This is a genomic window from Pseudoalteromonas sp. S8-8, from assembly GCF_000497875.1.
Taxonomy (GTDB): domain Bacteria; phylum Pseudomonadota; class Gammaproteobacteria; order Enterobacterales; family Alteromonadaceae; genus Pseudoalteromonas; species Pseudoalteromonas arctica.
The window spans coordinates 37,413-56,998 of the sequence record NZ_AUTR01000009.1 but is presented as its reverse complement, the minus strand read 5'-3'; the positions used below and the strand labels follow the sequence as shown (position 1 = coordinate 56,998).

The window sequence follows — 19,586 nt, the reverse complement described above, 5'->3', positions numbered from 1 at the left end:
TTGGTTATTCTAAATAACGTTTGGCTTTGTTTTCTTTTACATTTTCAAGATCGACCAATACCAATCCATCAATACAATTATTAAAATCGGGATCAATACTAAAGCTTAAAAATTGCACGCCACCTGGTTTACAAAGTTCAGTGTATTGTTTAAATAAAGTAGGGACTTGAGCCCCCATATTAGCTAACACATGCTTTAACTCTACAAAATCTTCTTTTACGTCATTGCCGCAAAAAAGAGTATTGCACTGGGTTAGCTGTTGCTCAGTTAATTTAAATTCATTATTAGGCGTAGCTAATTCAATACCACTTTTATAGTAATGCTGATAGTAATAAACGAGCATGGCTTTTGCTTGCTCGGGTAGAGCATTTGATACACTTACAGCACCAAACAAGTACCTGTACTGTGGATAGCTTTTTATAAAAGCGCCAATGCCATACCATAAATAGTCGAGGCTCTTACGTCCCCAATATTTAGGCTGTACAAAGCTTCTACCAAGCTCAATTCCTTGTTTTAGATAGGGCGTCATAGCGTCGGTATAAGAAAATAAGCTATCGGTATACAAACCTTCGCGGCCATGTTTTTGTATTATCTGTTGTGCACAGGCTAATCGATAAGCACCTACCAGCTCTAGCTGCATTGGGTCCCACAGTACAAGGTGTTGGTAATCCATATCGTATTTATCTATATCACGACGCTTACCACTACCTTCACCGACTGCTCTAAATGCTATTTCTCTCAGGCGCCCTAACTCTCTAAAAATAGGTGAGCTACCTGCATATTGGTATAGATGAATATGCATACCGTCTTGCGTTTTACCAAGTAGTTGGCATTGCTCAATTGCTTTTTTTAGCTCCTTTCTGCACTCGGGAACAGCGATAGGTGTTTGTGTTTTTAGCGGCAGTGCTTTTTTTGTTGTAAGCCTATAAAGCTGTTTACGGATGAGGTTTACAACTTCTTTATCTTTAAGATTTTCTATTAAGTAAGATTCAGGAGGGATAGAGGCGCCAATCTCAAACTCTAAAGATTTTTGGCGCTGCTTAAACATTTCGGCCACTAATAGTAAACTTGCCAAAGGTTTATAAATCATTGATGTGCCATAAAAAAGTGGACTGTTTTTGGCTTTAATATAAATAGGTAAAATAGGGCAGTTAGCTTTTTTTGCCATACGTAAAAAGCCACTATTCCATTTGCAGTCTTTAATACCTGTTGGCCCTAATCGCGATACTTCTCCTGCCGGAAATATAAGTAATGCGCCTTCATCCTTTAAATGGTTTTGTATATTACTAAGCTCTTGTTTCTTACTCATGCCTGATAAGTTATCTACGGGGAGTAAAAGTGAGTGCATTGGAGTAACCGACATCAACATGCGGTTTGCCACTACTTTTAAATCCTGTCTTACAGTTGAAAGTACTTTAATCAGTGCTAAAGCATCTAATGAACCAATAGGGTGGTTAGCAACGATAACAAGTTTACCCTCATTAGGAATATGTTCTATCTGCTTAGGTTTATAGCGCGTATCAAAATTGAGTTCATCGAGCACTTGTTCAACAAATTCTAATCCTTGTAGGTGAGGGTAGGCATCACCAAAAGCAACAAACTCTTGTTCATGTAATAAGTAGCCTAGGCCTTTTTTTACTAAACCTTTTACTTTTGGAGAGTTCTCTAGTTGTGGTAAGTTTGCAGCAATTACTTTATCAACACTTATCATATTAACCTCATATTCCGTTTGGCCTATTCGCCATACATGTAAGATTAAAAAAAGGGTGTGACAGTTACTTTGCAGTAGTGTGACTTTTTAAAGTGCTAACTTATAAACTGTGTATTGTTAGGAGAATTTATGTCGGTATTGGTTGCTATAACTGGGCGTGACAACACAAAACTAATAACGAAGTTACAAGAGCGATTACCAAATACGCTGATAGAGCAATGGCCTGATTGTAAAAACGCACATGATGTGGATTTTGTACTTGCGTGGAAAGCGCCAGAATCTATGTGGCCACAGCTACCTAACTTAAAGGCTGTGTCGTCATTTGGTGCTGGCGTAGACAGTATCGATTTAACATTACTCGACGAAAGTGTTGAAGTAGTACGTATTGTTGACATGCAACTAGCTGAAGATATGGCGGAATATGTACTGACACATGTGTTAGCTCAAAAGTTACGTTTAAAAGAGTATTACATTAAGCAAACACAGCAAACATGGAAGCCAAAGCGGGCGCATAGTAATAAACATGTCGGCATACTTGGGTATGGTGAATTAGGTAAAGCATGCGCGCAAAAGCTTATAAATAATGGCTTTAAGGTAAGTGCCTGGGCGCAAAGTAATAAAAGCGCGGCTAATGTCGAAATTTTTTATGGCGAGGAAGGCCTCAATAGTATGCTTTCTGATGTTGACTATCTTGTATGTCTATTACCCCTTACGCAAGCAACGACAGGCATTATTAATCACTCAATGCTCGCAAAGCTACCTAAACATGCTGTTGTTATTAATGTGGCTCGCGGTGCTCATGTTGTTGAGCAAGACTTACTAAGTGCATTAAATAACGATAGCTTACGCGCAGCTACACTCGACGTATTTGATCAAGAACCTTTAGCGTCGAATCACCCTTACTGGGGAAACCCCAAAATAACGCTTACACCACATTGCGCGGCGATTTCTGATTTAAATAGTGTTCTAGAGCAAATAGCCGATAATATTGAATGCTTGAATAAGGGGTTAGTACTTAATAATCCAATAGATAGAACTAAAGGTTATTAGCTGATAGCTAATTAGTTTAAAAAACAGCTTGTTAACATTTGTAATTTTCATTAGTGTAAAAGGTATTCTCACTAATAAAAAATACAAAGAGGGTGTTATGAAATCGAGTCAAAGTGGCGTTAAATTAAGCCTAGTTATTGTTTCAATTATTATACTTGGTGTTTCAGCTTGGTTTAATCAGGCTAATGCAGAGGATACTCCTTCTAAAATACAAACCCAAAGCGAGTTAACAATAGCGGACTAGCCTACTTACTATGTATTCCTCTTTTTAGCAGTACACAAGCATTATTTTCACAGTAGTGCTTGTGTGCCCCTGAAGCTCTAATTTTCATCTTGATTGAAAGTGCTTTTTAATATTTTTAAATTCTTAACAAAAAAAAAGCCCAGCAATGCTGGGCTATTAAATATTCTAGGGAAAAGTTGTTAACTTTGGGTTACATTAAATTGCCCAAATGTATAAACTTTAAACAAGTAAAAAGTATTGATCAACACTAAACTCATATTTGAAATAACACTCGACGACATAAGATCTAAGCTAAATGATAAGAATAATAAACCACACGCACTAATGGCGGCAACGCGCAGCAGTGTTATCTGGTTAATAAAGAATGCACCTAAACCTAGTGCAAGTAGTGTAGTATTTAAAAGCCAATCTAGCTCGTTTAGCATGGTCGTTTCAATAGTTCAGTTGTTGAAAAAAGGAGCGCCATTATGTTGATCTTTTGCGCACCTTTCAACCAAGTAATTTTAAATTTTCAGATTAGTTTTTTTAATGCTAAAAGTAGCTACCGATTGCTGAAAATAAACCATTATCAGCAATTACTTGATACTTTTGGCAGCTCTGCGGTTTTTGTAAGTCACTGCATAAATAAAGGGACTCACGGCTAGAATCATAGGTGGGGTGTAGGTTTGAATCAATTAAAGTAGCCCCCTTGCCAAAGAATCCGGGCCAGTAAACACTCTCACTTACCATCCCTAATTTTTTATAGGTGAGTAAGGTAGGTTTTGGAAAAGCTAAAATTATTACAGCAACGACAGCGAGTGATATAAAAAGTCCTTTTTTTTGCGTTTTTTTTTGGCTTATATCATTCTTTGCACTGGAATTTAACTCGCCAGGTGAAGGGCGCTGAGTAGAACGCTGAGGTTTTCTTTTTTGCGCTGTTTTTTTTCTTGCCGGTGCTTTACCTAGCAACGATTGTTTATTTGGGGTTTTAGACATAAAGCAAATCTGGCCTTTTTTCCGTAGGTCTCTATAATTAAATGAGTAAATTTATATACTAAGCTAATTATTATGATAACTTAAAGTTAGCTTATAGCCTACGAGGAATAAAGATGAATACGCAGCTATCAATTTTAATTGTAGATGACGTTAGCACAGTGCGTAGTTTTTTGAGCCAAACGCTCATGCACTTAGGGATAGATAACGTAAAGGAAGCATCTACTGCCTCACAATGTATTAGTGAGTGCCAAGCTGCAAATTATAATATCATTTTTTTAGACATTGAATTGCCAGACGGTGATGGTAAAGATTTGATTGCACAAATCAATGAATTAAGCCCAGAGACAAATGTGGTTATGGTATCTGCACATTCAGGTATTGAGAATGTTAAGGATGCAATTGATAAAGGCGCTAAAGGGTTTGTAGTAAAGCCATTTACACCTAAAAAAATAGCGGCAATGCTTAAGAAGTTTTATCCAGATTTAGAAAATGTCTAATAAAGTAAGTACATTTAAAATTTAAACAAAAAAAAACCGGCAAAAGCCGGTTTTTTATATTCTATCAAAAACAAATTATAGAGCTTTAATCTTAGCTGCTATACGGCTCTTATGACGAGCTGCTTTGTTTTTGTGAATTAGACCCTTAGTTGCGTAACGGTCTAGGATAGGTGTAGCAACAGAAAAAGCTTGCTGTGCAGCTTCTTTATCGCCCGCTTCAATAGCAACAATTACTTTTTTGAAGTAAGTGCGCATCATTGAACGACGGCTTGCGTTGTGCTGACGGTTTTTTTCGCTTGTGATAGCGCGTTTTTTTGCAGACTTGATGTTAGCCAAGGTTTGCTCCTAACAATCTTAAAATAAAGCTTAAATTAAAGGCCGTGGAATATGCCTGTTTCTATCATGGATGTCAATTTAAATTTAACAATCCAAGAAAAACTGCACCATATAACGAGCATCAATTTGCCGCTTTAGCAGTTAATACCGACATTGTAACAAAGCACAGACCCCCAGCCTAGTGCTTTAAAGCGATTTATAAAAAAGACTGTGGCATAATCGCCTATCTTGAGGATTTTTGAGTAGGTTTAAGGTGTCAAAAGGTTTATTTCGCTCCGGTATGATTGTTAGTTGTATGACTATGATATCGCGTATTTTAGGGCTCGTTCGAGATGCAGTCGTTGCCAATTTATTAGGCGCAAGTGCGGCGGCTGATGTTTTTTTATTTGCTAACCGTATTCCTAATTTTTTACGTCGTTTATTTGCAGAAGGTGCCTTCGCACAAGCATTTGTACCTGTGCTGAGTGAAATTAAAGAACAGCAAGGCGACGACAAGGTCAGACTTTTTGTTGCACAAGCAGCAGGCACATTAGGAACCATTTTACTGATTGTCACTATTATAGGTGTTGTTGCTTCACCCGTTATTGCAGCATTGTTTGGCACCGGTTGGTTTATAGATTGGTGGCAGGGCGGCCCTAATGCCGAAAAGTTTGAGCTTGCAAGTTCATTACTTAAATTTACATTCCCTTATTTGTTTTTTGTAAGCTTAGTTGCACTTAGTGGTGCGGTAATGAACGTGTATAACCGTTTTGCTGTTGCTGCATTTACACCTGTTTTACTCAATGTTTCTATCATTACATGTGCAATTTTTTTACATGATAAATTTAGTGTCGGGGCTTATTCTCTCGCAATTGGCGTATTTATTGGTGGCGTTGTGCAGTTATTGTTTCAACTTCCATTTTTATACCGTGCAAAAATGTTGGCGCGTCCACGCTGGGCATGGCAAGACGAAAACGTAAAAAAAGTACGTAAACTTATGCTCCCTGCTTTGTTTGGCGTATCTATTAGCCAAATTAATTTGTTACTTGATACCATGATTGCTTCATTACTGATGACAGGCTCGATTGCGTGGCTTTATTATTCAGACCGTTTAATTGAATTTCCGCTGGGCTTATTTGGTATTGGTATTGCGACAGTTATTTTACCGGCGCTCTCTAGGTTACATAGCAGTAAAAAAAGTAGTGACTTTCAGCATACCCTCGACTGGGGGGTGCGTTTTGTTATATTTTTAGGCCTACCAGCAATGATAGGTCTAATGATCATCAGCCCGCTTATTATCACCGTATTATTCGACCATGGTGCGTTTAAAGAAGACAGTGTTGATCATGTTAAAGCAGTAAGTTTAGGCGTAGTCGCATATTCAGTAGGGCTTGTAAGCTTTATGCTGATTAAAGTACTTGCTCCTGGCTTTTATGCTCGTCAAGACACAAAAACGCCGGTGCGTATTGGTATTATTACCTTGGTACTGAATATGGTATTTAATATTATGTTGGCTCCTTTCATTGGTTATTTAGGGTTAGCACTCGCTACTTCGCTATCGGCTAGTTGTAATGCATTTTTGCTGTATAGGCAGCTTAAAAAAGAAGATGTGTATCAGTTTTCATCAATGAGTATGCGCTTTACACTTAAATGTGTTGTTGCAAGTATGGTTATGGGAGCTGTTACATGGTTTGTGAGCAGTTACTATTACTGGGCTACATGGGCTTTTACACAGCAGGTAGTCTTATTAATAGCACTCGTGGCTTTGGCAGGTATTAGTTACTTTGCAATGCTATTTTTGATGGGCGTTAGACTAAATACGATAAAAAGTGTAGCAATTACTGAATCAAACTAAAAAAAAGATTATAATCGGCAACTCTGCGGCTTTAATTAATTTTTAGTCGTAATTAATAACTCGCTAAACAAGGCATTAGGTGGCATGGAGTTAATTAGAGGTATACACAATATTCGCCCACACCACTTTGGTTGTGTGTTAACTATTGGTAATTTTGACGGTGTTCATTTAGGCCACGCAGAAGTACTAAAAGGCTTACTTAGTGATGCTAAAGCGCATAGTTTGTCTAGCACTGTAATGCTATTTGAACCCCAGCCACAAGAATTTTTTGCTAAAAACAATGCACCAGCACGGCTAACGCGCTTACGAGATAAGCTACGTTTGCTTAGTGATTTAGGTATTGAGCGAGTTATTTGCATTAGCTTTAATCAGCAATTTGCAAACATGCATGCTGAGCAATTTGTTAATGATATTTTGATTAAAAAGTTAGGTGTTAAAGCTCTCACTGTTGGCGATGATTTTAAGTTTGGAAAGCAGCGCCAAGGTAACTTTGACTTACTTGCTAGCATGGGCAAGCAAGCGGGCATGGACGTAAAAAGCACCGCGAGTTTTCGTCAATTAAATGCTAGAGTAAGCAGTACTTTAATACGAGATGCCTTAGCATCTGGCGACTTAGCAAGTGCTAAAATAATGCTTGGTCACGATTATGCTATTTCTGGGCGTGTTATACACGGCTGGAAAAGAGGACGTGAACTCGGTTTTAGAACGGCAAATATTGCCCTAAAACGCCAAGTGTGTCCTGTCAACGGGGTGTTTGCAGTGCAAGCAACGATTGCAGGAAAACAGATTTTTGGAGTTGCAAATGTAGGCAATAAGCCGACATTTAATGGAACTCGTGCATTATTAGAAGTTCACCTTTTTGATTTTGCACAGGATATTTACGGACAATTTATGCATGTGGAGTTAATAAAAAAACTTCGCAATGAAAAAAAATTCGAGACATTAACACAATTAACGGCGCAAATAGCAACCGATGTTGCTGCCGCTAAGCAGTGTTTTGGTTTAAATCAGGTAGCCGATAGAGACGGAATGTAGGATAAATGAGCGACTATAAACATACTTTGAACTTACCGGAAACACCGTTTCCAATGCGTGGCAATTTGGCACAACGTGAACCAAAAATGCTTAAAGCATGGTATGAAGACGACCTATACGGTCAAATTCGCAGCGCTAAGAAAGGTAAAAAGACCTTTATTTTGCATGACGGCCCTCCGTATGCAAATGGCGATATCCATTTAGGCCACTCAGTTAATAAAATATTAAAAGACATTATTGTTAAGTCTAAAACATTATCTGACTTTGATTCACCATTAGTCCCAGGTTGGGATTGTCATGGTTTACCAATTGAATTAATGGTTGAGAAAAAAGTAGGCAAGCCGGGCGTAAAAGTGACCGCGAGTGAGTTTCGTGAAAAATGCCGTGCATACGCTAAAAAACAAGTTGAAGGTCAAAAAGTTGATTTTAAACGTTTAGGCGTATTTGCAGATTGGGATAAGCCTTACTTAACAATGAACTTTGACTTTGAAGCGAATGCAATTCGTGTACTTGGTCGTATTATTGAAAAAGGTCATTTGCATAAAGGTGCTAAGCCTGTGCATTGGTGTACAGATTGTGGTTCTGCATTAGCAGAGGCTGAAGTTGAGTACCAAGACAAGCAATCACCAGCGATTGATGTACGTTTTACATTTGTTGATCAAGATGCTGTTGTAAGTGCATTTGATTTGGCTGATGGTCATAAAGGTGAAGGCAGTGTTGGTACTGTTATTTGGACAACAACACCGTGGACGCTTCCAGCAAACCGCGCAGTAGCTGTGCATGCCGATTTAGAATATGCATTGGTGCAGGTTGAAGATGAAGGCGTACAACAACGTCTAATTTTAGGCTCTGAGCTTGTTAAAGATGCAATGGACCGCTTTGGTTTTAATCACTTCCACGTATTAGGTTATGTAAAAGGTGCTGCACTTGAAAACTTACAAGTAGCCCATCCTTTTTATGATTTTAATGTACCCGTGATTGTTGCAGAACACGTAACGACTGACTCAGGTACCGGTGTTGTACATACAGCACCAGGGCATGGTCAAGAAGATTTCGTGGCTGGTTTAAATTACAACCTTGAAGTAGCTAACCCTGTTGGCGCTAATGGCGTTTATTTACCAGATACTGAACTTTTTGCAGGTCAGCATGTATTTAAAGCAAATGCGAGCGTAATTGAAGTATTAAAAGAGCACGGTGCATTAATGCATCATCATGCTATAACTCATAGTTACCCACATTGTTGGCGCCATAAAACACCAATTATTTTCCGTGCTACACCGCAATGGTTCGTAAGTATGGATCAGGCTAACTTGCGTGAAGATTCTTTAAAAGAAATTAAAAACACGCAGTGGTTGCCAGAGTGGGGCGAAAGCCGTATTTCGAACATGGTTGAAAGCCGCCCAGATTGGTGTATATCTCGCCAACGTACTTGGGGTGTGCCAATTGCATTGTTTGCAGATAAAGATACCGGTGCACTTCATCCAAATACTCAAGAGCTAATTGAGCAAGCTGCACAGCTAGTTGAAAAATCTGGTATTCAGGCATGGTACGATTTAGAACCAGCCACATTACTTGGTGAAGAAGATGCCAAGCAATACATGAAAGTACAAGATACGCTTGATGTATGGTTTGACTCAGGTGTTTCACATGCATGTGTTGTAGACGCACGTGAAGACCTAGTTGGTCCAGCTGATTTATACCTTGAAGGTTCTGATCAACACCGTGGTTGGTTTATGTCATCAATGATGACATCAGTGGCTATTAATGGTCATGCGCCATACCGCCAAGTATTGACTCATGGTTTTACTGTTGATGAAAACGGTCGCAAAATGTCTAAGTCGCTAGGCAATGTTATTTCTCCACAAAATGTGATGAATAAACTAGGTGCCGACATTCTTCGTTTATGGGTTGCCTCTACCGATTACACGGCAGAAATGACTGTGTCGGATGAAATATTTAAACGCTCTGCCGATCGCTACCGCCGTATTCGTAACACTAGCCGTTACTTGCTTGCTAATCTAAATGGTTTTGATCCAAAAACAGATCAAGTTGCTGTTGATGATATGGTTGAGCTTGATAAGTGGATTGTTGGTCGTGCTGCTCAGTTGCAAGACGAAATTTTAGCCGCATACGATAGCTACCAAATGCTATTAGTAACGCAAAAGCTAATGAACTTCTGTACGGGTGAGCTTGGTTCGTTCTATTTAGACGTCATTAAAGATCGTCAGTACACAGCTAAGAGTGACAGCCATGCACGTCGTTCTTGTCAAACAGCGCTTTATCATATTGCAGAAGCAATGACGCGTTGGATGGCACCTATTATGAGTTTTACCGCACAAGAAATTTGGGAAGCTTTACCGGGTGAGCGTAGTGACTACGTATTTACATCTGTTTGGTATGATGGCTTACAAGCGCCAACAAATAGCCAATTTAGTAACGATGACTGGTTAGAAATTCTAACAGTACGCGACGAAGTAAACCGCTTATTAGAAGCTGCACGTAAAGAAGAAGTCATTGGTGCAACACTTCAAGCAACGGTTAATTTATTTACAGGTAAAGAGCTTGCCGCTAAATTAAATGCGCTTGGTGATGAACTGCGTTTTGTATTATTAACATCGGCCGTAAATGTTTCTGAAGTTGATAGTCAGCCAGCTGATACACAAGCTACCGAAATTGAAGGTTTATTCATTAGTGTTGCTGCAACAGATGCTGCTAAATGTGAGCGTTGTTGGCATTACAGTGAAGATGTAGGTGTTAACCCTGCTCATCCTGAAATTTGTGGTCGTTGTGTAAGTAATGTTGACGGCGAAGGCGAAAAGCGTCAATTCGCTTAGGAGTTATTCTTAGTGAGCAAACTAGCCCAAAAAAGTGGTTTAGTGTGGCTTTGGTTGAGTCTATTACTATTAGTAATAGACTTTGCCAGTAAAACACTTGTTGTAGGTACTATGGCTTATCAAGAGTCGATAAACTTACTCCCTGTTTTTAGTATTACTTATGTGCATAACTATGGTGCTGCTTATAGCTTTTTAAGTGAAGCGGGTGGTTGGCAGCGTTGGTTTTTAAGTGCGATTGCCATTGCTATTAGTGCTTTGCTTGTGTGGTGGCTAAAACGCTTACCTGCAACAAACAAAGTACTATGCGGTGCTTATGCACTGGTACTTGCAGGCGCTATTGGTAATTTATACGATCGTATTGCGTATGGTTATGTAATCGACTTTATTCACGTATTTTATAAAGACTCACATTTTCCTGTATTTAATATTGCTGATTGCGCTATTTGTATTGGCGCAGCATTATTGTTATTTGATGCCTTTACCGGCGAGAGTCCGAAGGAGCATAAAGCATGAGCCAAGCTGTAATTGGTGAAAACTCGCAAGTTATTTTCCATTTTTCTATTAAATTAGAAGATGGCTCTGCCGCCGATTCTACCAAGGTGCACAACAAACCTGCTAAATTAACAATGGGCGATGGCAGTTTAACGGCAAACTTCGAAAAGTGTTTATTAGGTTTAACTGCAGGCGAAAGTAAAACGTTTGAATTAGAACCTGAAGATGCGTTTGGTCAGCCAAATCCAGATAATATTTACTACGTTGACCGTAGTAAATTTGGCCCAGAAACACCAGCTAAGGTAGGTGCAATTATTGCGTTTACTCAACCAGACGGTACTGAGCTTCCTGGATTAGTTCGCGAAGTGCAAGGTGAGTCGGTAACGATTGATTTTAATCACCCTTTATCTGGCCAACGTTTAACGTTTGAAGTTGATATTATTGAGGTGGAAGGTTAATGGAAATATTACTAGCTAATCCACGCGGCTTTTGCGCTGGTGTTGACCGTGCTATTAGTATTGTTGAGCGCGCCCTAGATATTTTTGAAAAGCCAATTTATGTGCGCCACGAAGTAGTACATAACCGTTATGTGGTTGATGGATTAAAAAGTCGTGGTGCGGTATTTGTTGAAGAGCTTGATCAAGTACCTGACGACAGCATTGTTATTTTTAGTGCACATGGTGTTTCGCAAGCGGTTCGCTCAGAGGCTAAACGTCGTGATTTAAAAGTATTTGATGCAACGTGTCCGCTTGTAACTAAAGTACATATGGAAGTTACACGTGCGAGTCGCAAAGGTATTGAGTGTATTTTAATTGGACACCATGGCCACCCTGAAGTAGAGGGAACAATGGGACAATATGATAACTCAGCCGGTGGCATTTATCTTGTTGAAACCGTTGATGATGTTGTTGCGCTTAATGTAAAAAATGCTGAAAATCTTTTTTATTGCAGCCAAACAACACTCTCAGTTGATGACACAGCAGATGTTATTGATGCACTGCGCAATAAGTTTCCATCAATTGACGGACCTCGTAAAGATGACATTTGTTATGCAACGCAAAATCGTCAAGACGCTGTTCGTGACTTAGCTGATAAAGTTGATGTGCTATTAGTTGTTGGCGCTAAAAATAGCTCTAACTCTAATCGCTTACGTGAACTTGCAGATAAAATGGGCACAGTTGCTTATTTAATTGATGACGCAACTGATGTACAAGAGCAGTGGGTTTCAGGCTCTAAATCAGTGGGTGTAACTGCGGGTGCATCTGCGCCAGAAGTACTTGTACAACAAGTAATAAGCCGATTAAAAGAGCTTGGTGGCACACAGGTTGTTGAGAACCCAGGTGAAGTAGAAAATATAGTATTTGCTGTTCCTGTAGAGCTACGTTAATTTAAATATATTAAACATTTAGATTAAAGGAGAGTCGTTATGAGCAAGTCACTTCAAAATGATGTTTTGCTTTTTTCGGCTCTTTTTAATGAGCGAGGCGTATTAGCCACGCTTATTGTTTCTCAAGTTATTGCTATTGTTTTAGCTTTTGCACCTAATGTAGAAGGAGATATTTGGCTACGACTTGGGATCATTAGTTTGTTTATGCATTTAATTGTTTTAGTCGGTACCTCTTCTTTATACTTCTGTAGATTTTTCTTACAAAAACGTACTCAAACTTTTCAATTAAGTCTATTTTTTGCCTTTTTTTTATTATCTACCTGTATTTTTAGTATTTTATTTTCTCATTTTGCTTTTGATATAGATGATACAAATAACCTAATTTATTTCACACTTCGCAATTGCATTATAGTGGCTTTACTGGCGGCTTTATTCGTCCAGTTTTTATTAATTCATTTTGAAAAAGAGCAGCAAACTAAAGCGCTTTCTCGTGCTGAGCTTGATGCCCTACAAGCTAGAATACGTCCTCATTTTTTATATAATAGTTTAAACACTGCTGCAGAGCTTACTCATCATGATGCCGATGCGGCAGAACAGGCTATTTTAGCATTAGCCGCCTTATCGCAGGCTGCAATGCACTCGGGGAAAAATGTATCTCTTGAAGATGAAATAACGTTGAGTAAGCAATATATCGCACTTGAAACGTGGCGTTTTGGTAATCGCTTAAGAGTTGATTGGCAAATACCTAATGAACTACCCGCATTGAGCATTCCTTGCTTAACCCTGCAGCCATTAATTGAAAATGCGGTATGCCACGGCGTTGAAACAAGTGAGCATGGTGCAGAAATAAAAGTAGAGCTACATATCACTACCGGCTATATAACCATGATTGTTTCTAACCCTATAACAATTTCTAATGCTCAAACTAGGCCTAATAACGGAATGGCGCTTGAAAATATTCGCCAGCGATTAAATATTTATTATAAAAATAAAGCGCAGCTAACAATTACTAATAAAAATGATGTGTTTAGGGTCAAGGTCGTTATCCCTAAGCTAATTGAGGGCAGTGTATGAATGTACTCATTGTTGATGATGAACCTCTTGCGAGATCTCGCTTAATCCGTTTGTTAACACACGATAAAAGTATAGTTGTACAAGGTGAGGCAAGTAATGGTAAGGAAGCTCTAGTACTTGCTAAAAAGCAAACGCCAGATTTGATTTTTTTAGATGTTGATATGCCTGGTATGAATGGTTTACAAGTTGCTAATGAGCTCAATAGTTTAACTCTACCTCCTGCTATTGTTTTTATAACTGCCCACCCTGAGCATGCCTTCGATGCTTTACAATTAAGCGCTGCAGGTTATTTAGTTAAACCTATTTCAGAGCAATCACTGCAGAAGGTGCTTAAGCAAGTTGGGCGTTTAAATAAAGTACATATTCAAAAACAACAAAATGTAAAAATCTCTTATCAGCTAGCTGGTACTCTACGTAGTGTTGATATAAATGATGTTTTGTACTTTAGTGCCGAAGAAAAGTATACCAAAATGATATTCTCAGGTGGAGAGGCTTTACTGGAGCAAAGCCTAAAGCAATTAGAGCTGCAATATCCCGCATATGTTTTACGAATTCACCGCAATACATTGGTGAATAAACAAAAAGTAATAGCCTTGCATTCAAAAGGGAATGGCAATCATATGATTGAGCTACAAGGGTGCAGTGAGTTATTGCCAGTGAGCCGCCGCGAGCTTAAATTAGTTAAAAATACGCTTTAGACTTATTTCGCAATTAAGTTGCCTCTGACTTAAATGCATTTACGCTTAATTACTACTGTTTTGTTGAATGAGCCGATTTAATTAACCGTTTATCAACAAATATAACCGCTTGTCTTAGTCCTCATTGATTCCTCAAATAAATAGCATAAACTTATAATCAGATAATTTTTATTTGGTTCTACTATGCAGTCATCTCAAACAAAAGTGCAAAGAGGCTTCACTCTAATTGAAGTGTTAATTGCATTTATTATTCTTAGTTTTGGCCTTTTAGGCGCAGTTGCCCTGCAAGCAAAAGCAAAGCAAGCAAGCTTTGATTCTATGCAGCGTGCTGCTGCAGTTGCACTTGGTAATGATATTGTGCAGCGTATCCGTGCTAACGATACCCCTCAAATAGCCGGGCTGTACACACAAACATTTGATAGTGAAACTGCTACGACAACCTCGCAGGCGTGCTTCACAAACACTTGTAGCGCAGCGCAAGTTGCGGCGTTAGATCTTGAGCAGTGGAAAAGAGCTATAAGAGCTCGAGAAAATACGGGATCTTTAGATGGTGCTACCGTATGTATTGCACCTACAGCAGTTGCTGGCTCGGGTGGTAAGGCATTTAATTTAGAAGTAATTGTTTCGTGGCAAGGTCGACAAGAGTTTAATGCAAATGATGCTACTGGCGCTATAAAGTGTGGAACGGCTGACAAAAAGCGCCGCTTAGTTGTTTTAACTAGTTACATTTACCTTAGGAGCTAACATGAAGCAAAAAGGTTTTACACTTGTAGAAATGATGATTTCATTATTTATTGGTGGATTAATACTAGGTGGCGTTATGTTCACCTATATAGGTATGAAAGTAACCACTAAAGATACGATGACTATTGGTGAACTTCAAGAATCAGGGCGCCTTGCAATTAACATAATGCAACGTGATATTGAACAAATTGGCTTTTGGGGAACTTATTATGACGATTCGTTCACTGCAGTAAATACAGATACACTAGCAAACCCTGGAACAGACTGCTTTGAAGGATTAAATAATGGGAGTTTTCCTGATTTTGCCACAGCTAGTAATTTTAGAACTATTTACGCAAAGGTTGCTGGAGAATCAAAAGAGCTTAACTGCCTAAATAATCCGATTAAAAGCACTGACATTATTCAATTAAAATTTTTACAAGGTAAGAGTTTAACAGTTAATACAGTAACTAATGAGACTCAGGCCGATGAAAACTACTTTGTAGCTGAGCAAGAGAAAGCTCAATTTTTCCGTGGAACGGTTAACGCTGCGACTCTTAATGTTAATGCAACCGTTTGGCCTTACAGCCATCATGTTTATTATCTATCAGAACAAACTTATAAAGTTAATAATAAAAATTTAACTGTACCTGCATTAATGAGAAAGCGCCTGGTTGGTGGAAGCATCAACACAGAAACTATTATGGAAGGTGTTGAGAACATGCGGTTTGTTTTTGGTCTTGATACTAACAGTGATAATCGTGTAGATACCTACCGAAGTATTCAAGATATGAAGTATACAGATTGGGAAAATCGTAAAGGTATTTTAACTGTTCAGGTTTTTTTATTAATACGCGCATTACAGCCAGACCCAGGAGTTAAAATTAAAAACCAAACTTATACATTAGGTGAGGATGAAGATAAGCGTGTATTAACATTTACCGATAATTTCAGACGCACGGTGTTTACTACTACTATTCGATTAAATAATGTTGGATCAAATTTATGGCGTATTTAAAACAATCACAAAAAAAACAGCAAGGTGTAGTTCTAATTACAGCTTTAATAATGGTTATTGCAGTGACCGGTATTGCTGTAACACTTATGAGCAGTAGTAGTATTGATATTAAAATTACCAATGCAGCACAAGAGCGCGAAGTGGCCGAAAATGAACTCATTGGTGAAGTGCAGCGCATGATCTCTGATGAGGCAAATCAAGGCGCTAATAATCAGTTCTTCCTGACTCCAGATGAAGTAACTGCAATCGCGGATGGTGATGACAAAGGTATGGTGATTGCAAATCATGCAGATATGCAAAGCAAAATGACTAACCTGAACAAGGGGGCGTTAGATTTAGAATGTCCTCGACGCTTTAATTTTACTGCAGGTATATCGTGCAATATGTTACAGGTTGCCACAACAATAGAATATGGATCTAAAAGTAAACATGAACTAACTATTGTTACAGGTATAGCACAAGAAATGGCCAGCGTAAGCAAGGGGATTTAAGATGAAATTTAAATTAAACAAAGTGTTAGCCTCTTTGCTTGGCTTAACAATAAGTATGTCGGTATTCGCTGAGGATATTGAGCTTTATGTAAATCATGATGTAGAGACAGACGAAAATCCAAGAGTGTTAATGATATTTGATACCTCTGGGAGTATGGCCTGGGATGTTGTAGATGGAGGCCAGTGTTATCGTCGATATCAAAATGGACAGTTTTATACATCAGATTGTTTTAAAAGTCAGACTTACTTTAGTTACACACAGCAATGTTACAAGTCTGTAAACGGATATGCACAAGCTGTTTGTGAAGATAGCCGCTTATTAGTAGCAAAAAACGCTGTTAGCCAACTTATTACCGATAATGATGATATTGATTTTGGTTTAATGAGATTTAGAGAAAGTTCAGGTGGCTATGTACTAGCAAGGCTTGGTGCTAACAAAAACACTTTACTTAATGAAGTTGACGATTTGCCTGCAAGTGGTGCAACTCCTTTAACTGAAACATTGTGGGAGGCGTATAGGTATATTACTGGGCAAAGCCTTTATTATGGGTATGGTATTAACAGCAGAGATAAAGCAGCCGATGCTAATGGAACTTATAAGTCACCATTTAAAAAGGAATCAGGAGATCCTCTCAGGTGCGATAACTCAATTAATATTATTTTGATGACTGATGGAGACCCTACTAACGATGATGGTCGTGATGATCAGATTAAAAGTGTACATAATAATTTATTTAATGATTCAATCCCTTTTGTGAGCGGTGATTATTCTAATAGCTATTTAGTTGCTCTATCAAAAATAATACATGGAACAAATAATACAAAAGTAGATTTATACTCTGATACAAGTGATGTGCTAGATACTGGTAGAGTTTTTACCATTGGCTTTGGCACAGGAATGAGCGAGGGCGGTATCGACTTACTAGAGAAAGCTGCATCAGTTGGTGGAGGCCAGTACTTAGAGGCGCGAACTTCAGAAGCTTTATCTGAAGCATTAAAAAATACTATTTCAAGAATTAGAGAAGTAAATGATAGTTTTTCATCGCCTTCAGTTGCGAGTAATAATGTAGATCAAACTCGTAGCCGGGATGCTGTTTATTTTGCCATGTTTTACCCTGAAACCGGTGCTCGTTGGCGTGGAAACTTAAAAAAACTGAAAGTATCAGGGAATCAAATTGTTGATTCAAAAGGATTGTCGGCACTTGATGAGAATGGCTTAATTGACGAAAATGCAGAAACATTTTGGTTGCCAAGTGGGGAGCCAGCGGATGGTAACTTAGTTGCACAAGGTGGTGTGAACCTTCATTTAACGACATTAGATTCAGATAGCCGTAATTTATACACTGACAATCAGGGAGCTATAGTAAATTTTAATACCTCAGTTGTGAGTGATATTCTCAATTTAGTCGATAACAATCCGCTAAGCTTATCGAGTAATGATATCAAATGGGCAATGGGTATAGACGTTGATGATGAAGATGGCGATGGGTCTAGCGTTGATCAGCGCAAAGATATTTTTGGTGATCCTCTGCATTCTAAACCTGTTGCAATCGATTATGGTAATGATGATATTCGAGTTTTAATAGGAACTAATGCAGGCTTTTTGCATATGTTCAAGGATTCTGATGATAGCGTAAGTGAAAGTTGGGCATTTATACCGTCTGCTTTATACAACATTATTAAACCTCTACGTGAAAATCAAGCCGATACGAAAGTATATGGTGTGGATGGTCCTATTAGTATTTATTTTGATAATAAAAACTTAAATAGTGATGGTTTAAATGACGGTATTATTGATGCGAGTGGCGACGATAAAGTGTGGGCTTTTGCGGGGATGCGTCGCGGTGGTAAAAATTACTACGGACTTGATATAACAAACCCAAACATACCAAAAAAATTATGGGACGCACCAATTGAAGGCGGAAAAGGTGATTTTAAAGAGCTTGCGCAAACATGGTCAAAGCCACAAATAGCCTATATTAAAGCATTTGGTGATAAGCCTTTATTAATTTTTGGTGCTGGATACGATACAAATAAAGATGCAGCTATTCGTAGTGAGGATGATATAGGGCGAGGTATCTATATTGTTGAAGCTGAAACCGGTAAAAGGGTGTGGGCATTAACACCGGATATTAATGGCTTTAAAGGTAAGCATAGTATTGCTGCAGATATAACCACGCTTGACTCAGATTATGATGGATATATAGACCGAATTTATGCGGCAGATACCGGTGGAGATATTTGGCGTATAGATATGCCTGGTAGTAATACTAGCGAGTTTAGCCACTTTAAATTAGCTGAGCTTGGTAGTAATAAAGCAACTGAGGACCGACGCTTTTTCTATAAACCACTCGTAGCACGCACAATTTATAGTAAAGTAAGCGAGTCAACAGTTAATGGTAGCACCGTTATAACACGCTTAGATACACCGTATGATGCCATAGTTATCGGCAGTGGTAATCGCTCAAAACCAACCGGCACCAATGAAAAAGATCAATTGTTTATGATCAGAGATGAAAATACGGTTACTAAATCGTATAAAACGAATGCACCAGATACTATTGTGCCTGCTGATTTGATGCAAATGAATTCAGACCCATTTGGCAATGCTCTAGATGACGTTGATGATTTTGTTGACTTAGAAGTGGACTTGGCTAAATTTAATGGCTGGAGATATGAGTTAGGAACGGGTGAAAAGTCGCTAGCTGCTGCCACAGTTGTTGGAGGTGTTGCCTATTTTACAAGCTTCACACCTGCATCAGATACATCGACTGAAAATCAATGTTCGCTAAGTGGTGGTGGTGGTTCTTTATACGCTTTTCACTTACATTACGGTACTAAAGTGTATGACGACCTTAAATTTACAACCAGCTATGATGTACCAGATACACCTCAGTTATACTTTGGTGAAAGCCCTTCATGTGTAGATGGTAATGGCGATGGTAAATGTGATGACGACCCAACAGTTGACGTAATACAAGAAAGTCAGTTTTATTTAATTGGGCCTGGTATTAAAGGTGAAAATGCGGAAAATCCAATGAAACCTGTAGAAATAAAAGGTCCTGGTTTAACTGTTGTTGATGGTAAAGTTGTGTTGGTTAATGACAATGCAGTAGGGTTTGGCTTTAAAACCCAACAAACATATATCTATAAACGTGAAGAAAATGACGAAGTTAATAATTAAGGA

At 38.6% G+C, this 19,586-nt stretch carries 19 protein-coding genes; 15 read left to right on the top strand and 4 right to left on the bottom strand.

Going from position 1 to position 19,586, the window contains the following annotated elements:
• Positions 1 to 4: 4 nt before the first annotated feature.
• The gene (locus tag L659_RS0102005; RefSeq protein ID WP_024589427.1) at positions 5 to 1,711 is read right to left on the bottom strand and encodes a GNAT family N-acyltransferase; all 1,707 of its coding nucleotides are present in this window, start codon (positions 1,709 to 1,711) and stop codon (positions 5 to 7) included.
• A 129-nt stretch (positions 1,712 to 1,840) separates the two neighbouring features.
• On the opposite strand from L659_RS0102005, the gene L659_RS0102000 reads away from it, so the two are divergent.
• On the top strand, positions 1,841 to 2,761 hold the full coding sequence (locus L659_RS0102000) for a 2-hydroxyacid dehydrogenase (protein WP_024589426.1): 921 nt from the start codon (positions 1,841 to 1,843) through the stop codon (positions 2,759 to 2,761).
• A 97-nt stretch (positions 2,762 to 2,858) separates the two neighbouring features.
• Positions 2,859 to 3,005: a hypothetical protein gene (locus L659_RS1000000123755; RefSeq protein ID WP_007581365.1), complete on the top strand. Its 147-nt coding sequence runs from the start codon at positions 2,859 to 2,861 to the stop codon at positions 3,003 to 3,005.
• Positions 3,006 to 3,184: 179 nt separating this feature from the next.
• On the opposite strand, the gene L659_RS0101990 is transcribed toward L659_RS1000000123755, so the two are convergent.
• Both L659_RS0101990 and L659_RS0101985 read right to left on the bottom strand, forming a co-directional pair.
• Complete coding sequence (locus tag L659_RS0101990) at positions 3,185 to 3,430, bottom strand: hypothetical protein (RefSeq protein WP_002958222.1); 246 nt, start codon at positions 3,428 to 3,430, stop codon at positions 3,185 to 3,187.
• A gap of 106 nt (positions 3,431 to 3,536) precedes the next feature.
• Entirely contained in the window at positions 3,537 to 3,980 is a 444-nt protein-coding gene (locus L659_RS0101985) for a hypothetical protein (protein WP_024589425.1), read from the bottom strand.
• Positions 3,981 to 4,093: 113 nt separating this feature from the next.
• Here L659_RS0101985 and L659_RS0101980 point away from each other — a divergent pair, with 113 nt between their 5' ends.
• Positions 4,094 to 4,477 (top strand): response regulator, encoded by a 384-nt coding sequence (locus L659_RS0101980; RefSeq protein ID WP_002958224.1) that lies wholly within the window; start codon positions 4,094 to 4,096, stop codon positions 4,475 to 4,477.
• 75 nt (positions 4,478 to 4,552) lie between these two features.
• Here L659_RS0101980 and rpsT read toward each other — a convergent pair whose 3' ends face one another.
• Entirely contained in the window at positions 4,553 to 4,813 is a 261-nt protein-coding gene (gene rpsT, locus L659_RS0101975; RefSeq protein ID WP_002958225.1) for a 30S ribosomal protein S20, read from the bottom strand.
• A gap of 295 nt (positions 4,814 to 5,108) precedes the next feature.
• Between rpsT and murJ the strand changes: the two genes are divergently transcribed.
• The 12 genes from murJ (at position 5,109) to L659_RS0101915 (ending at position 19,583) form a co-directional block, all read left to right on the top strand.
• Positions 5,109 to 6,647: a murein biosynthesis integral membrane protein MurJ gene (gene murJ, locus L659_RS0101970; protein ID WP_032826820.1), complete on the top strand. Its 1,539-nt coding sequence runs from the start codon at positions 5,109 to 5,111 to the stop codon at positions 6,645 to 6,647.
• 84 nt (positions 6,648 to 6,731) lie between these two features.
• Positions 6,732 to 7,682, top strand: a complete 951-nt coding sequence (ribF, locus tag L659_RS0101965) for a bifunctional riboflavin kinase/FAD synthetase (protein WP_024589423.1) — start codon at positions 6,732 to 6,734, stop codon at positions 7,680 to 7,682.
• 5 nt (positions 7,683 to 7,687) lie between these two features.
• Positions 7,688 to 10,516 carry an isoleucine--tRNA ligase gene (gene ileS, locus L659_RS0101960; RefSeq protein WP_024589422.1) on the top strand — a complete coding sequence of 943 codons (2,829 nt, stop codon included), beginning with the start codon at positions 7,688 to 7,690 and terminating at the stop codon, positions 10,514 to 10,516.
• 12 nt (positions 10,517 to 10,528) lie between these two features.
• On the top strand, positions 10,529 to 11,029 hold the full coding sequence (gene lspA, locus L659_RS0101955; RefSeq protein ID WP_007376920.1) for a signal peptidase II: 501 nt from the start codon (positions 10,529 to 10,531) through the stop codon (positions 11,027 to 11,029).
• A complete protein-coding gene (gene fkpB / locus L659_RS0101950; RefSeq protein WP_002958231.1) occupies positions 11,026 to 11,466 on the top strand; it encodes an FKBP-type peptidyl-prolyl cis-trans isomerase in 441 nt (146 codons plus the stop codon). Before lspA ends, fkpB begins: the two co-directional genes overlap by 4 nt.
• Positions 11,466 to 12,395 (top strand): 4-hydroxy-3-methylbut-2-enyl diphosphate reductase, encoded by a 930-nt coding sequence (ispH, locus tag L659_RS0101945; RefSeq protein ID WP_007581370.1) that lies wholly within the window; start codon positions 11,466 to 11,468, stop codon positions 12,393 to 12,395. The genes fkpB and ispH overlap by 1 nt, the downstream gene beginning before the upstream one ends.
• A gap of 39 nt (positions 12,396 to 12,434) precedes the next feature.
• A complete protein-coding gene (locus L659_RS0101940; RefSeq protein ID WP_024589421.1) occupies positions 12,435 to 13,469 on the top strand; it encodes a sensor histidine kinase in 1,035 nt (344 codons plus the stop codon).
• Positions 13,466 to 14,167, top strand: a complete 702-nt coding sequence (locus L659_RS0101935; protein WP_024589420.1) for a LytR/AlgR family response regulator transcription factor — start codon at positions 13,466 to 13,468, stop codon at positions 14,165 to 14,167. The genes L659_RS0101940 and L659_RS0101935 overlap by 4 nt, the downstream gene beginning before the upstream one ends.
• 183 nt (positions 14,168 to 14,350) lie before the next feature.
• Entirely contained in the window at positions 14,351 to 14,911 is a 561-nt protein-coding gene (gene pilV / locus L659_RS0101930; protein WP_024589419.1) for a type IV pilus modification protein PilV, read from the top strand.
• Position 14,912: 1 nt separating this feature from the next.
• Complete coding sequence (locus L659_RS0101925) at positions 14,913 to 15,908, top strand: PilW family protein (RefSeq protein WP_007581375.1); 996 nt, start codon at positions 14,913 to 14,915, stop codon at positions 15,906 to 15,908.
• Positions 15,896 to 16,399 (top strand): hypothetical protein, encoded by a 504-nt coding sequence (locus L659_RS0101920; RefSeq protein WP_024589418.1) that lies wholly within the window; start codon positions 15,896 to 15,898, stop codon positions 16,397 to 16,399. Before L659_RS0101925 ends, L659_RS0101920 begins: the two co-directional genes overlap by 13 nt.
• Position 16,400: 1 nt before the next feature.
• Positions 16,401 to 19,583 carry a pilus assembly protein gene (locus L659_RS0101915; RefSeq protein ID WP_024589417.1) on the top strand — a complete coding sequence of 1,061 codons (3,183 nt, stop codon included), beginning with the start codon at positions 16,401 to 16,403 and terminating at the stop codon, positions 19,581 to 19,583.
• Positions 19,584 to 19,586: the final 3 nt, after the last annotated feature.